This window comes from Priestia sp. 179-F W1.4 NHS (genome assembly GCF_045369295.1).
Lineage (GTDB): Bacteria > Bacillota > Bacilli > Bacillales > Bacillaceae_H > Priestia > Priestia zanthoxyli.
Map to the genome: position 1 here is coordinate 47,193 of NZ_JBIQFF010000008.1, position 14,237 is coordinate 61,429.

The window sequence follows — 14,237 nt, forward strand, 5'->3', positions numbered from 1 at the left end:
ACTATAACAAATTATTATATAAAATTCAGCTTAAGACCTTTATTTTCTCAGAAAACGATAAATTCTCTTCACAGATTGGGCTAATTCCTCATAGTATATATCAGCATTCGCCTACTAAAGGAAAGAAAAAGAGGATTCGTTTATGAATACTTTTACCATTTCTCTAAAACCACTAGAGAACCATATGAGCGACGACATTTACATTAGTTCTGCTCTGTTCTCATGTGTGAAATGCAAGCACGAGTTTACGTTAACAGTAGGCTCCATCACGAAAGAAGTCAAAGCCACTGTTTTTCAGCATCGAGAATGCTGCTTCATGATGTCGGAAGCTCTATTTGCAGACTTTCGCTTTCCGTATGAAACACATCAGCTGAGAGGCATTTACGAAGAGAACACGTTTAGGATGGGACCCGTGATTAGCATCGTAACAGAAGTTCGAGAAGATGAAGAACCCTTTGGCTCCATTTCTGTATTTTGTAAGGAATTTGTTCAAGCTTGCAAGGAGTTAGGGTGTTTTTGCTATGTGAGCAAATTGAGCGACGTGAATTCATTGTCCCCTAAAGGATATGTTTATCGCGGTGATCGATGGATTTATTCAGACGTTCCCTTTCCGGGAATCGTACACAACCGGATTCATGCCAGGAAAACCGAGCAAAGTGCTGATTTTCAAACCTTTAAAACATTTTTGAAAGAGCATGACGTTCCTTTCTTTAACGCACGCTACTTAAATAAATGGACGGTTTTTCAACAGCTTAAAGATGTTGTACACTTGCTTCCATATTTGCCAAAAACGTATCAGCTTCGTTCACGTCAAGATCTTCTTGACGCTTTGGAACTTCATGACGATGTTTTTCTGAAGCCTGTTCATGGTAGCCAAGGAAAAAATATTTTTAAAATTTCAAAGAAAGAGAAGTATATTTTAGACTATACAACGTTTACACAGACGTATGAAAAAGAATATGAATCTCTCTATGACTTATTTGAAACGCTTTATAGTCAATTAAAAAGGCAAGGATTTCTTATCCAAGAAGGAATTTCACTGCAGACATACAAACAGTGCCCTTTTGATTTCCGCATTCTCTGTCATAAAAAAGACGACTTGACGTGGAAAATCACGTCCATTGTCACACGTGTATCAAAACCCGGCAATTTCGTCTCAAATCTTGCTCGTGGAGGGGATATTCATCCTCCTCAGCAAGTTTTAACTCAGCTCTATGATTCAAAAACGACGCGCCATATCCTTTCACTTTTAAAAGAGATTGCGATTGAAATTTGCACACAGCTTTCTCACCCGTCTGAACTTTATGCAGAATTTGGTATTGATTTAGCGATTGATCAAGAAGGAAAGCCTTGGATTATTGAAGTAAATGTCAAACCTTCCAAACAATTAGATTCAAGCGCTCTCTCTGTTCGTCCCTCAACAAAAGCACTGCTTGATTATTGTCTGCATGCAACGAATTTTCAATTTGCCAAGGAGGATTTACGATGATTTCATTAGGCTTTTTAACGATTCACCCACAGCAAGAAGTGGAGTATGTGACCGAAATTGCTAAACATGCTTCTGAGTTTTCAATTGAAATATACCGTTTTACTCCTTTTAACATTCATCCTAACACCGAAAATATTGAAGGCTTCCGCTACGATTTACAACAAAAGAAATGGATAGAAGATTCCTTTTTACTTCCTTCGTTTATTTACGATCGCTGCTTTTATCGAAAAGACTCGCTGTCTAATAAGGCTCGCCCTATTGTAAACTGGCTTAAACAGCGGGAAGATGTTACATTTTTAGGCCATGGATTGCCCAATAAGCTAGATGTCTATGAAGCAATTAAAAAAGATAGCTATTTATCTTCATATATTCCTCCTACCACTCCAATCGAAAGTGTAGAGCAGCTTGTTCAGCTGCTTCGAACAAACGATAGCCTAATGATTAAGCCTGCCAACGGCTCACAAGGTAAAGGAATTGTGAAATTAAGACAGCGTGGACGTGAAATTGAAGCTTCTTATCAACAAAATGACATTGTAAACACCATTCTATTTTCCTCTTTTCAGGAGTTTAAGAACTGGTTTACGAAAACGGCCCGTGATGTATTGTATATTGCTCAGCCCCATATTTCATTTTTTCCTTATGAGCGCACTCCTTTTGATATAAGACTGCTATTACAAAAAGGAAACGATGGTGCTTGGAAAGAAATTGGAAGAGGAATTAGACAAGGTGAACGAGACTCCATCGTAACAAATGTAAGTTCAGGAGCCTCTATTGTACCTTTTGAGAACTTGCTGCCTCGCATCCCTCGCGTTCACCGTCAATATGTGATGGATGAAATCAACACCATTTGTAAAACGATTCCGTCCGTGCTGGAAAAACATTTTCCTTCTCTTTTTGAATTAGGTATTGATTTATGTATCTCGAGAGACTTCAGCATCTGGATTCTAGATTTAAATTCGAAACCAGGAAGAAAAATCGTAATGGAGACAGCTCCTGAACAAAAAGAAGTCATGTATAAAAATGTCCTGTCTTACTGCATCTATTTAGCTAACACACTATCGTATCGTAAGGAGTAATGCTATGAAAAAAACTCTTACTCGCCTTGTTGTAGTAGAGCAGCTAGGATGCGATCTTTCTGTTCCTGCACCTCTTTACAAAGACTCCTTGAAACAAGCAGCTTTTGGAACAATGACAGCTCCATGCCTTATACAATCTTCAGAATGTGAAGAAATTCAGATTTCAGCTGAGCTAATGACAAAACTGCAAATTCCTTTCGCTCATATGATGCACCCTATTATTGTGAATGAGACCATTCACTTAGGACCTTTAATTGGTGTGTTATCAGCTGGTTTTACTGGTTCTCTGCTGCGGCCAATTGGAAAGCGTTCCCTTCACTTAGCTAAACTTCTTTCTACTGCAAGTATAACAGGGGGACTTCCTTTTATTTTTGGAACTCATCATATCAACTGGGAAACCGGGACCATAAACGGCTATTTTTACGAGGAAAGCGGCTGGACACAGCATGAAGTCCCGCTTCCTAACGTTGTATATAACCGTTTGCCAAATCGAAAAACAGAGGGGTTAGCTCCTTTTAAGTTCATTAAAGAAAAGATGATGACTGATTACGGCATTCCATTTTTTAATCCTGATTTTTTCAACAAGTGGGAAATTCATGAGCTTTTAAAACTGAACGAGCAGACAGCCTATTTGTTACCTTACACGGTTGAAAGTCCTTCGTGTGAGCAAATAAAAAAACTTCTGCTTCTTCATCAAACCGTTTATTTAAAGCCGAAAAACGGAAGCTTAGGCCGCGGCATTTATACGCTAGCTTTTAAGGATTCCATGTACACGCTGACTTACAAAGGAGAAAAAGGTCTTCATGTTCAAGAAAAAGAAACCTTAGAGGAACTATTATCAGAATTTGAATATTTACTTACTAATCCTTCATACATTGCTCAGCAAGGTATTTCATTAATCAAAAAAGAAAAGCGCTGTGTAGACTTTCGCGTGCATACGAATAAAGATGGGAATAACCAATGGGTGCTTACTGCTCTAGCTGCTAAAGTAGCCGGTCCCAACAGCATCACTACGCATCTTGATTACGGCGGAGAAATTGAAGCTACAGCCAAAATATTCACTAACCCTTCTTACAAAAAAGAAATTGAAAATAAGCTAAAAGATGCCGCTATCTCAATTAGTCATATACTTGAACAGGAGTTGAACGGATTAATTGGAGAGCTTGGATTCGATTTTGGAGTGGATTATCAAGGAAACGTGTGGCTGTTTGAAGCTAACTCTAAGCCCGGTCGCTCTATTTTTTCACACCCTGCCTTACGAAAAGCGGATCAACAAACTAGAAAACTTTCTCTAGAATATGCGATTTACTTATCTGGATACTATCTAAATACACCTGAAGGCATCAGCATATGATTACAATTTACTATCACAAAGAAAAGCAGCAGTGGTTTCATAATAATCCTTCAGCATCTTACACATGGGGAGTTCAAGAAATTGAACTTCCCTTTACTCAAAGTATTTCTTCTACTCAAGCTTTTCTTCGTTTAAAAGGAGAAAAAGCAGGTCCTATTGTGGGAGTTTTAACGAACAAAGCTGTTTTGGAAAAACTGAATGTAAAACAGCGTCCTTTATTAGAACTCTTACATCATACCCTGCAAGAGAAAGGCGGGCTTCTTGCTTTATTCGCTGAAGAAACAATGTCTCATCACTTCTTTGAAGGGTATTGCTTTGACGGGGCAAAAAAGCAGTGGATCAAAACAACTTTGCCGCTGCCAAACGTTATATATAATCGTTATCCAGGAAGAAAATCAGAAACCAAAAAGCTGAAATCTTTACACAAAAAAATAAAAAGCAGGCACATCCCCCTTTTTAATTCCGCTTTTTTTTCAAAATGGAAAGTGTATCAGTTATTTTCAAAACATCCACTATTATCTTCTCACCTTCCTAAAACCTATCGTTTAACACCAGAAATTGATATTGCTAAGCTTCTGCAAAAACACTCTTCTCTTTATTTTAAGCCTATTAACAGCAGTAAAGGCGCTGGAATTTTCCGATTATCTTCCGATAAGCATACGATTATTTATCAAGATCATACACGCAAAGAAGAATTTTCTTCTTTACAAGCAATTGACCTTCCCAGGTCTGCTTATCTCATTCAAGAAGCAATTGAGACGCAGCCATTCAAAGACCGGCGCTATGACTTACGTATTTTAGCGCATCACAAAGATAGCCGGTATGTTATTAGCGGCGTCGGTATTCGACATAGTCCCTATCACTCCATTACAACACATACGTTAAACGGCGGAAGCATTTCACCTTCTCAAGATCTTGAAGATGAAGTAGATACTTCCTTTCTTTCGTCTTTTGTAAATACGTGCGGGCAAGTCCTTCAAAAGTCCTTCCCTCTCATTGAAGAATTTTCTCTTGATATGGCAAAGTCAGTCCAAGGTCATTATTATCTGTTTGAAGTGAATGCAAAACCGATGATTTTTGATGAAACAGACATTCAAACGCAAGGTGCTAAACACATATGCAACATATTTTACAAATTAACAAAATTTTTAGATTAAATGATTTTTCATCTCCTTTTCTCATGGTAAGCTTATAATAACTACTTGAGAAAGGAGATTTTCTTTATGGTTGCACATTTTCAGGTTAAACCACTGTATCAAAATAATCGAATGCCGGGCTGGCACATCTCGTTTTATATGAATCGGGTTTATTACGAGGCTGATTATTTAAAAGATGGACAAATTGTATGGAAAACTGCGCTTTCTAATCAAATAGATGAAACACAATTAATTGATTATATTCATGAGCTTATGCTTTTTCACGTTTATGAATAGTAAGCTTTCACCGAAGGGAACGAGCACAGATGAAACAGCTGCACACACTATTTGGGGATAAAATGATTAAGGCTAAAATCCCTTCTCAATTTGAACGATACAAATGGTTTTCATGTGATGAAGGCTTCATTGGAATTGAACACACGGCTTTGTCTCAAAAAGAGCAGGCATTACTTTCTGCTTTTTTAACGCCTTATGATGAGGAAGTTTCTTTCCTGACGCCAGAACAATTGTATTGGTCAAACCTGTTATTTAAAGCACCTGAAAAAGTCATTCACTCTCATCATACGCACCATTCTTTTCGCTTTACCCAGTTTTTAATTAAACGTTTGTTTGAACAAAAAATAGAGTTTGAAAATGCGCTTCACGCCTTGTATTCTACCTCGATTACTGTGTTGTGGATTGATAAACAATCAGGTATCGTTATCGAAACCTTTGATGATCCTAATGACTTAACTGAAAATTTATCAGATTCTATCGAGGTGCTATGTCATGATTTTGAAACTTCAATTCAGTTCTTTGAAGGACAAATTCACTTTTTTCCGTCTTCACCGCGATTAATTTTTGAGCGTGAAAAGAAATGGTTTTATCAAATTAAGCATACAGTCGAACAAAACCATGTTATCCATTTTACCGACGTTTTACCCCATTTGGTTCTGCAAGAGTCTTCAGAGGCAATCCAAAATCATATGATACATTTACTTGACTTAGTAAAAGATGATGGAGATCTTTTAGAAACGATTAAAGTTTATTTAGAATGTAATTTAAACGTATCTCTTGCTGCTAAGAATTTGTACATGCATCGCAACAGCTTGCAGTATAGAATTGAGAAATTTATTGATCGCACACACCTTGATATCAAACACTTCACGGGAGCTGTGTCTGCTTACTTAGCTATTCTTGCGTTAAAAAATTCGCAGGATAAAAAATAAAATGAAAGGGTTTTCGTAAATAGTGCACGAAAACTCTTTCTTTTTTTTGTGCATGTTTGCCATTTACCGTTTCATTAAAAAAAATTACACTAGAGTTAAGAAAACGGTTTCACAGAGTACATACAAGGGGGAAATGGAAATGGCTGAATTACGTTTAGAACATATTTATAAAATGTATGATAAAGATGTGACGGCGGTAAAAGATTTTAACCTTCACATTCAAGATAAAGAATTTATTGTATTTGTTGGGCCTTCAGGCTGCGGGAAATCGACAACGCTTCGTATGGTTGCAGGGCTAGAGGAAATTTCCAAAGGTGATTTTTATATTGACAGCAAGCGTGTAAATGACGTTGCTCCAAAAGATCGCGATATTGCAATGGTATTCCAAAACTACGCATTGTATCCTCATATGAGCGTATATGACAACATGGCTTTCGGCTTAAAACTTCGTAAATTACCAAAAGATGAAATCGAACGCCGCGTAAAAGATGCCGCTCGTATTTTAGGACTTGAGCAATACTTAGAGCGCAAGCCAAAAGCATTATCCGGCGGACAGCGTCAGCGTGTAGCTCTAGGTCGTGCAATCGTTCGTGATGCTAAGGTCTTCTTAATGGACGAACCTTTATCAAACTTAGACGCGAAATTACGTGTGCAAATGCGTTCTGAAATTGCGAAGCTTCACCAGCGTTTGGGTACAACGACAATTTACGTAACACATGACCAAACCGAAGCAATGACAATGGCTTCTCGTCTGGTTGTTATGAAAGATGGGATTATCCAGCAGGTTGGTACACCAAAAGAAGTATATGAAAAACCTGAAAATGTATTTGTAGGCGGGTTTATTGGTTCTCCTGCTATGAACTTCTTAACCGGAACGTTAAAAGACGGAAAGGTTCAAGTAGGCGATTCTCTTCTTGCAGTTCCGGAAGGTAAAATGAAAATACTTCGCGAGCAAGGATATTTAAATAAACAAATTATTTTAGGCATCCGTCCTGAAGATTTCCATGATGAACCTGTATTTATTGAATCTTCACCCGGCACAAAAGTTACCATTAAAGTCGATGTATCCGAGTTAATGGGAGCTGAAACCATGCTTTATTCTAAACTTGGCGGACAAGACTTTGTAGCACGCGTAGATTCAAGAACAGATATTAAACCGCTTCAGTCTCTAGACTTAGCATTAGATATGAACAAAGCGCATTTCTTTGATGCAGAATCCGAACAGCGCATCCGTGCTGAACACGAATAAAAAAGACCCTTAGGGGTCTTTTTTATTCCTGTATTTGCTTCAATTCCTCACTGTGACAAGTAGAGCAGTAAAAGAGATGAATACATTGGTGATTTGCTAAATCACTAGGATACCCATTTTCTACTTTTAACTGATCGATTTCCATGTAAGCACTATAATCATCAAAATAATCGCTGACTTTTCCCATATCCCCCAGCACTTCTCCACATGCTTTGCACGTCATTTGTACATCACTAAACCCATTACATAAAGAACAAATCGACATCCGCACACCTCGCTTTACCTGATCAATATGTACCTATAATATGCACGGAATAAAACTCTCTTACTCTTTATCAAACTCCACACAAAAATTTCTATAAATTACCAATAAAATTCTATGTATATGTTTTTTTCCCTTTCGCCATAATACTAGTAACAACCGAGCACAACAGCTCGCAAACATTGAGTTACGCCGCGGTAGGCAAGCAGATCTAATCGATGCATCTGCTCGGCTGGTTCAACTCCAGCTAACTCAACCATTAAATCTATTTTATCTAACGAGGAGATGAATACACATGGCAAATTATCAAAACGCATCAAACAGAAATTCATCAAACAAGTTAGTAGCGCCTGGTGCTCAAGCTGCTATCGATCAAATGAAGTTCGAAATCGCTAGTGAGTTTGGTGTAAACTTAGGACCAGATGCAACAGCTCGTGCGAACGGATCTGTTGGTGGCGAAATCACAAAACGTTTAGTACAATTAGCTGAGCAAAACTTAGGCGGCAAGTACTAATATTAACTAATTTCATATTATGGCTTTAGCGCTCCAAGATCTCTTGGAGCGCTTTCTAATTTCTTTTAATCAGCTTCATCATTCTTATTCGCAAATGATTTTACAGAAACTTTGCGAATGCGTCGATTTTCTACTTCCTTAATGGTAAACAATATCTCTTCATATGAGAAAAAGTCTCCTTTAGCAGGAATATGATCAAACTGCTCATATATCCATCCCCCTAAGGTATGGCACGTACTGTCAGGAGAACTAACTGCTACATAGGTTAAAAATTCATCAATAGGGATGTCTGCGTTAAATTCGTACTCCTTTTCCCCTATCTGATGTACATACTTAACAGCTTCATCATGTTCATCCCAAATCTCTCCCACAATTTCTTCTAATATATCCTCTAAGGTCACAAGACCGGCCGTTCCACCAAACTCATCAACTACAATTGCCATGTGCACCTTACTTTTTTGAAGCTCTGGCAATAGTACAGATATTTTCATGGATTCTACTACAAAAATAGGTTGTCTCAACAAATCACGAATAAAAATCTCTTTTCTTTGGACTAAACAGGTTAAAAATTCTCTTTCTGATAAAATACCAATAATGTTATCAATATGATCTTCGTATACAGGGACTCTCGAATATCTCTCTTCAAGAAACATTTGACAAACCGAATCAATATCAGCATTTACGTCAACTGCTGTGACATCTATTCTAGGTTTTAAAATTTGCCCCACCACAATGTCATTAAAATTGAGTGAACGATGAACTAGCTCTTTTTCAATATTATTAATCGTTCCTTCTTCTTCGCTTAAATCTACCATCACTTTAATTTCATCTTCTGTGATCGTTGGTGTGGGAGCAGACGCTAACAAGTGAGAAGCTCCTTTTCTCACCTGTAAAAATAAGAAGGAAATCGGGGTTAATAATTTAATAATAAGAAATAACAAGGAAGAAATCATCAGCGCAAAAGATTCGGCATGCTCTTTCGCTAACGATTTCGGTAAGACTTCACCAAAAATCAAAATGATGATGGTCATAACGATGATACTAATCACAAGTGCTAGGTTTCCTTTAAACACATCGAGGGCAATTTTAGCTGCCAAAGAGGACGCAGCAATGTTTACGACAACATTTCCTACTAAAATTGTCGATAGCGTCTGCTCAAAGTGTTCAGCAATATGCAGCGCTTTTTTACTTCCTCGATATTTTTTCTCAGCGTAATGTTTTAAACGAATTTTATTTACGCTTGAAAAGGCTGTCTCAGCAGATGAAAAGAAAGCTGATAACATAAGCAAAACGACTAATATCATCATTTGATTCAGAGGCAAGTCTCCCAAAAGACATTCACTCTCCTATTTTTTGATTTTTCTGTCTTTTTATCATATCAAATTTTTTTGATGTTGAATATTTTCTTCATCAACTTTGTATTACTTTATGCTACGCATGCTTTTTATTATGAATAAGTATACAAATTGTATATTCTAAAGAATAGATACTATCTTTTATAGAGGGGTGCAACCAATGAAAATTTTACTATTAGGCTCAACAGGACGAGTTGGACAGTCTTTATTAAAAATGATGCTAAAAGATGAAAACGACGTTACGGTACTTGTTAGAGACCGCAATAAGTTAAAGATTAGTCATCCAAACCTACATATCTTACAAGGCGATGTCCTTAATCAAGAAAATATCAGCTTTGCCCTCAAGCACCAAGATATCGTAGTCAGCGCGTTAAATACAGATGGTGCAGAGACCATTTCAAAAAGTATTCCGCTTATTATAAACAGCATGAAGCATTACGGCGTTCATCGTATTCTTACTATCGGAACTGCAGGTATTTTACAGTCACGAACAGAACCGGAAAAGTATCGTTTTCAATCAAATGAATCAAAGCGTAAAACGACCAGAGCAGCAGAAGATCATTTAAAAGGATACTTACACTTGAAGGAAAGTGACCTAAACTGGACCGTTATATGCCCAACCTACTTGCCTGATGGTGAAGTAACAGGCACATACCGAGTGGAAAAAGATATTTTGCCAGCAGATGCCGTTAAAATTTCAACGGGAGATACCGCTCACTTTACCTACCATGAAATATGGGCTCAAAAATTCCCAAAATGCCGCGTTGGAATTGCTTATTGAAAAATCAGGAGAACTTTTCGTTTTCAAAACGAAAAGTTCTACATCCAAAAAAATACCAATTATAGCTAATCCACCTAGAACAAAACCTCCTATTTGACCAACGAGAGACGGTGTCAAAACAGGCTTTCCTTTTTCTTTCTCTAATGTGCTAATATCAAGCTTCATCTGATACATTTCTTCTTTTAAATCTTCAATCTGGCCGTGTAGCGCTTGAATCTGACGTTCTTGGTCACTCATCCACTATCTTCCCTTCCCTTTTTTATTTTTATCATATGCGTAAAAAAGTTAAAGCTTTACTTTTCAGCATCACTTTTTCTAAATGTTAAAAACTCCTTTCCCCGGCTTTAGGATAAAAAACACTTTCCTTCTCATAATAAAAAAGAATAGAGTCCTTAGTCACTGTTGAAAGGAGAACATGATGATAAAACTTGTGTTGATTAGGCATGGACAAAGCGTATGGAACCTTGAAAATAAATTTACAGGCTGGACGGATGTAGACCTTTCTAAAAATGGATTGCAAGAAGCGCGAGAAGCCGGAAAAGTGCTAAAGAAAAACGAATATGCTTTTGATATCGCCTATACTTCTGTTTTAAAACGATCCATTCGTACTCTATGGATTGTCTTACATCAAATGGACTTCATGTGGATTCCTGTATATAAATCTTGGAGACTGAATGAACGACACTACGGGGCTCTTCAAGGTTTGAACAAAGAAGAAACCGCAAAAAAATTTGGAGAAGAGCAGGTGCATTTGTGGAGAAGGTCGATGGACGAACGCCCTCCTGCTTTAGAGACAACAGATATTCGCTATGAAGCTTCCAACCCTAAGTATAAGGAATTAGCCAAGGGACAATTTCCTGTAACGGAAAACTTAGCCGATACAGAAAAGCGGGTTCTAGAATATTGGAACAAAACTATTGCTCCTTCTATTAAAGCTGGCAAAAAGGTTATTATTTCCGCTCACGGTAATACGATTAGAGCTCTGATGCAGTATTTGGATAACATTTCACCTGATGGCATTGCGAACTTGAATATTCCCACAAGCGTACCGCTTGTGTATGAGCTTGATGATAATTTAAAGCCCATTAGACATTATTATTTAGGCATCGATGGAGAGATTCCGACACATATTCCTTCTTCATAAAAAACGTGCCTAGATTGTAGGCACGTTTTTTTATATGTTTGAACGAAAGTATTTTCTATACGCCCAATGATTAGTAGGACCGTGTCCCGAACCAAGTTCAAGCGTATGCTTAATCGCATAGTGAACAAAATCCGAAGCGGTTTGAACTGCTTCAACTACGCTTTTGCCTTTCGCTAGTTCAGCCGTGACGCAAGCAGCAAACGTGCATCCCGTCCCGTGTGTATGCTTTGTATTCATCTTTTCATGCTTGATTTCAACATACGTATGACCATCATACACTAGATCAATCATATCTTGATGAGATTGGTCATGTCCGCCTTTAATTACCACGTGCTTTACACCTAGCTCATGCATCTGTTTTGCCGCTTCTTTTCTGTCTTCAATCGTGTGAATTTCTTTCCCCGTGATAACTTTCGCCTCCGGTATGTTCGGCGTAATGACTTCACAAAGGGGCAATAATTCTTTTAGAGCCTGTATAGCTTCTCTTTGAAGAAGAGATTGACCGCCTTTTGCAATCATAACGGGATCAACTACAACATTTTGCAGTCCGTGCTGTTTGATTTTACGAGCCACTGCGTAAATAATATCAGCACTGAACAACATACCTGTCTTCACTGCATTAGGAAATAAGTCAGTCGCAATTGAATCTAACTGCGTTTCAACTGCTTCTACTTCTAAAGGATAAACTCCTTGAACGCCAACTGTATTTTGTGCAGTCACAGCTGTAATAACAGACATGCCAAAAACGTCACGCTCTTGAAATGTTTTTAAATCTGCTTGAATGCCTGCTCCTCCACCGCTGTCTGATCCAGCAATGGTTAATGCTTTTGGTACTGTCATGCTTGAAACCTCCATCTCTTTCTTACCCAATATACCGATGATAAAGTGACTTTGCTTCTACTATGTCGTTTGTTCCATGGACAAAGACGCGCCCGTCTTGAAACATCACTAAACGGTAATCATCTACATAAAAAGAAAGCAGATACGGATTTTGTTCAATTTTATATCCTTTTTCTTTTAATCGTTCACCTAAAGACTGCAGCGGCTGCTTGGCTGATTTGCCCGGACGGATTTGTACCGTGTTTCTTCCGCATAGCACAGCTGTTTTCGTTTGATTTTCATATTGTAAAAAGGGATACGTTTGTTCACTGCCGCATGAGCGGCAAGCAGATTTGCGAAACACGTTCACATTGATGCTCGTATACTCATTTTTCCATACGTCAAACGAAACAAGTTCCCTCCTGAGCGCATTCCAGTCTCCAACTAATATTTTTAGCACCTCTGTTACTTGATGAGCGACTACCATTTGTACAGCAGGACTAATAATCCCCACTGTATCACACGTTAACCCTCCAAGCGGTACAGATTCAAGCAAACAGGATAAACACGGTGTTTCACTTGGTATGATAGTATAACTAATTCCGTAACTTCCTACACATGCTCCGTAAATCCAAGGAATATCATATTTTTGTGATAAATCATTCATTACAAGGCGTGTGTCAAAATTATCGGTTGCATCAATCATAACATCTACCCCATCAACAAGCTGTTCTAAAACTTGAGGGGTACCGTCCGCTACGTGGGCTTCTACTTTTACATCATGATTAATATCGTGAAGCCTTTTTTTAGCGGCAACTGCTTTTGGGATTCTTTTATCAGCATCTTTTTCACTATACAATTGCTGACGCTGAAGGTTGCTCCACTCTACATAATCGCGGTCAATGAGCGTTATTTTCTTTACTCCCGCTCGTGCAAGGGCCTCGGCGTTCCCTGTTCCAAGAGCACCTGCTCCTACAATCAGAACATGCTTTTCTTGAATTTGCTGCTGTCCGCCTTTTCCAATAGGTTGAAACAATTCTTGGCGGGAATAACGATTAATCAACCGATACTCATCCCTTCTGTTGGACTGCTTGCCGTTGCATATTGTTTCTTTTCAATACGTCCTGCTTCAAATGCTGCCCTTCCTGCCTCAATCGCTAGCTTCATAGCACGAGCCATTTTTACAGGATCTTTTGCTCCTGAAACAGCTGTATTTAATAACACACCATCTGCTCCTAGCTCCATAGCTTGAGCTGCGTCTGACGCCGTTCCAATACCTGCATCTACAATTACTGGAACGGTTGATTGTTCAATGATAAAACGCATGTTCAACGGATTAATAATACCTTGACCTGAACCGATAGGCGACGCTCCTGGCATAATGGCATGTACGCCTAACTCCTCTAAACGACGCGCAAGTAAAACATCATCTGATGTGTAAGGTAAAACGGTAAAGCCTTCTTTTAACAGTTCTTCACTAGCTTTTAATGTTTCAACTGGATCAGGAAGCAGCGTCTTATCACATCCAATTACTTCTACTTTCACCATGTCACAAAGTCCAGAAGCCTTTGCTAATTTAGCAATACGTACGGCCTCTTCTGCATTTTTTGCTCCAGCAGTGTTAGGCAAAAGAGTGAAACGCTTCACATCAAGCGCTTCTAATAAATTGGGCTGATTTTGATCAAAAATATCCATTCGTCTAACAGCAAATGTTAAAATTTCTGTTTCTGACTCTTCTACCGCTTGACGCTGAGTCGTAAAGTCCGGAAATTTCCCTGTTCCTAATAATAAACGTGAATTAAATGTATATTGTCCAATTTTTAACATAC

General features: G+C 38.3%; 16 protein-coding genes. 10 read left to right on the forward strand and 6 right to left on the reverse strand.

Features of this window, described 5'->3' with window-relative positions:
* Nucleotides 1-142: 142 nt before the first annotated feature.
* From ACH0CI_RS23930 to ACH0CI_RS23960, 7 genes are all read left to right on the forward strand, one after another.
* Nucleotides 143-1,489: a YheC/YheD family endospore coat-associated protein gene (locus tag ACH0CI_RS23930; protein WP_406902367.1), complete on the forward strand. Its 1,347-nt coding sequence runs from the start codon at nucleotides 143-145 to the stop codon at nucleotides 1,487-1,489.
* Nucleotides 1,486-2,565, forward strand: coding sequence for a YheC/YheD family endospore coat-associated protein (locus tag ACH0CI_RS23935; protein ID WP_063247664.1), 1,080 nt, complete (start codon nucleotides 1,486-1,488; stop codon nucleotides 2,563-2,565). The genes ACH0CI_RS23930 and ACH0CI_RS23935 overlap by 4 nt, the downstream gene beginning before the upstream one ends.
* A 4-nt stretch (nucleotides 2,566-2,569) precedes the next feature.
* Complete coding sequence (locus tag ACH0CI_RS23940) at nucleotides 2,570-3,919, forward strand: YheC/YheD family endospore coat-associated protein (protein WP_335387855.1); 1,350 nt, start codon at nucleotides 2,570-2,572, stop codon at nucleotides 3,917-3,919.
* The gene (locus tag ACH0CI_RS23945) at nucleotides 3,916-5,076 is read left to right on the forward strand and encodes a YheC/YheD family endospore coat-associated protein (RefSeq protein WP_028412568.1); all 1,161 of its coding nucleotides are present in this window, start codon (nucleotides 3,916-3,918) and stop codon (nucleotides 5,074-5,076) included. Before ACH0CI_RS23940 ends, ACH0CI_RS23945 begins: the two co-directional genes overlap by 4 nt.
* A gap of 66 nt (nucleotides 5,077-5,142) precedes the next feature.
* Complete coding sequence (locus ACH0CI_RS23950) at nucleotides 5,143-5,352, forward strand: YheE family protein (RefSeq protein ID WP_028412569.1); 210 nt, start codon at nucleotides 5,143-5,145, stop codon at nucleotides 5,350-5,352.
* Between the two features lie 29 nt (nucleotides 5,353-5,381).
* Nucleotides 5,382-6,284 carry a PucR family transcriptional regulator gene (locus ACH0CI_RS23955; RefSeq protein ID WP_033580652.1) on the forward strand — a complete coding sequence of 301 codons (903 nt, stop codon included), beginning with the start codon at nucleotides 5,382-5,384 and terminating at the stop codon, nucleotides 6,282-6,284.
* 139 nt (nucleotides 6,285-6,423) lie between these two features.
* Nucleotides 6,424-7,533 (forward strand): ABC transporter ATP-binding protein, encoded by a 1,110-nt coding sequence (locus ACH0CI_RS23960; RefSeq protein WP_025752961.1) that lies wholly within the window; start codon nucleotides 6,424-6,426, stop codon nucleotides 7,531-7,533.
* A gap of 22 nt (nucleotides 7,534-7,555) precedes the next feature.
* On the opposite strand, the gene ACH0CI_RS23965 is transcribed toward ACH0CI_RS23960, so the two are convergent.
* Nucleotides 7,556-7,798, reverse strand: coding sequence for a hypothetical protein (locus tag ACH0CI_RS23965; protein ID WP_034268022.1), 243 nt, complete (start codon nucleotides 7,796-7,798; stop codon nucleotides 7,556-7,558).
* 292 nt (nucleotides 7,799-8,090) lie between these two features.
* Between ACH0CI_RS23965 and ACH0CI_RS23970 the strand changes: the two genes are divergently transcribed.
* Entirely contained in the window at nucleotides 8,091-8,309 is a 219-nt protein-coding gene (locus ACH0CI_RS23970) for an alpha/beta-type small acid-soluble spore protein (RefSeq protein WP_013055290.1), read from the forward strand.
* A 65-nt stretch (nucleotides 8,310-8,374) separates the two neighbouring features.
* Here ACH0CI_RS23970 and ACH0CI_RS23975 read toward each other — a convergent pair whose 3' ends face one another.
* Nucleotides 8,375-9,640: a hemolysin family protein gene (locus ACH0CI_RS23975; RefSeq protein WP_406902368.1), complete on the reverse strand. Its 1,266-nt coding sequence runs from the start codon at nucleotides 9,638-9,640 to the stop codon at nucleotides 8,375-8,377.
* Nucleotides 9,641-9,824: 184 nt separating this feature from the next.
* Between ACH0CI_RS23975 and ACH0CI_RS23980 the strand changes: the two genes are divergently transcribed.
* Nucleotides 9,825-10,445, forward strand: coding sequence for an NAD(P)-dependent oxidoreductase (locus tag ACH0CI_RS23980; protein WP_406902369.1), 621 nt, complete (start codon nucleotides 9,825-9,827; stop codon nucleotides 10,443-10,445).
* Here the strand turns inward: ACH0CI_RS23980 and ACH0CI_RS23985 are convergent.
* The gene (locus ACH0CI_RS23985) at nucleotides 10,362-10,682 is read right to left on the reverse strand and encodes an SPRY domain-containing protein (protein WP_406902370.1); all 321 of its coding nucleotides are present in this window, start codon (nucleotides 10,680-10,682) and stop codon (nucleotides 10,362-10,364) included. The two genes, ACH0CI_RS23980 and ACH0CI_RS23985, sit on opposite strands and share 84 nt — an antisense overlap.
* 181 nt (nucleotides 10,683-10,863) lie before the next feature.
* Here ACH0CI_RS23985 and gpmA point away from each other — a divergent pair, with 181 nt between their 5' ends.
* On the forward strand, nucleotides 10,864-11,589 hold the full coding sequence (gene gpmA / locus ACH0CI_RS23990) for a 2,3-diphosphoglycerate-dependent phosphoglycerate mutase (protein WP_028412574.1): 726 nt from the start codon (nucleotides 10,864-10,866) through the stop codon (nucleotides 11,587-11,589).
* A 30-nt stretch (nucleotides 11,590-11,619) separates the two neighbouring features.
* Here gpmA and thiD read toward each other — a convergent pair whose 3' ends face one another.
* The 3 genes from thiD to ACH0CI_RS24005 are packed head-to-tail and all read right to left on the reverse strand — an operon-like array spanning nucleotide 11,620 to nucleotide 14,235.
* On the reverse strand, nucleotides 11,620-12,429 hold the full coding sequence (gene thiD / locus ACH0CI_RS23995) for a bifunctional hydroxymethylpyrimidine kinase/phosphomethylpyrimidine kinase (RefSeq protein ID WP_406902371.1): 810 nt from the start codon (nucleotides 12,427-12,429) through the stop codon (nucleotides 11,620-11,622).
* Between the two features lie 22 nt (nucleotides 12,430-12,451).
* Nucleotides 12,452-13,471: a thiazole biosynthesis adenylyltransferase ThiF gene (locus tag ACH0CI_RS24000; protein ID WP_406902372.1), complete on the reverse strand. Its 1,020-nt coding sequence runs from the start codon at nucleotides 13,469-13,471 to the stop codon at nucleotides 12,452-12,454.
* Nucleotides 13,468-14,235 (reverse strand): thiazole synthase, encoded by a 768-nt coding sequence (locus tag ACH0CI_RS24005; protein WP_013055283.1) that lies wholly within the window; start codon nucleotides 14,233-14,235, stop codon nucleotides 13,468-13,470. The genes ACH0CI_RS24000 and ACH0CI_RS24005 overlap by 4 nt, the downstream gene beginning before the upstream one ends.
* Between the last annotated feature and the right edge of the window lie 2 nt (nucleotides 14,236-14,237).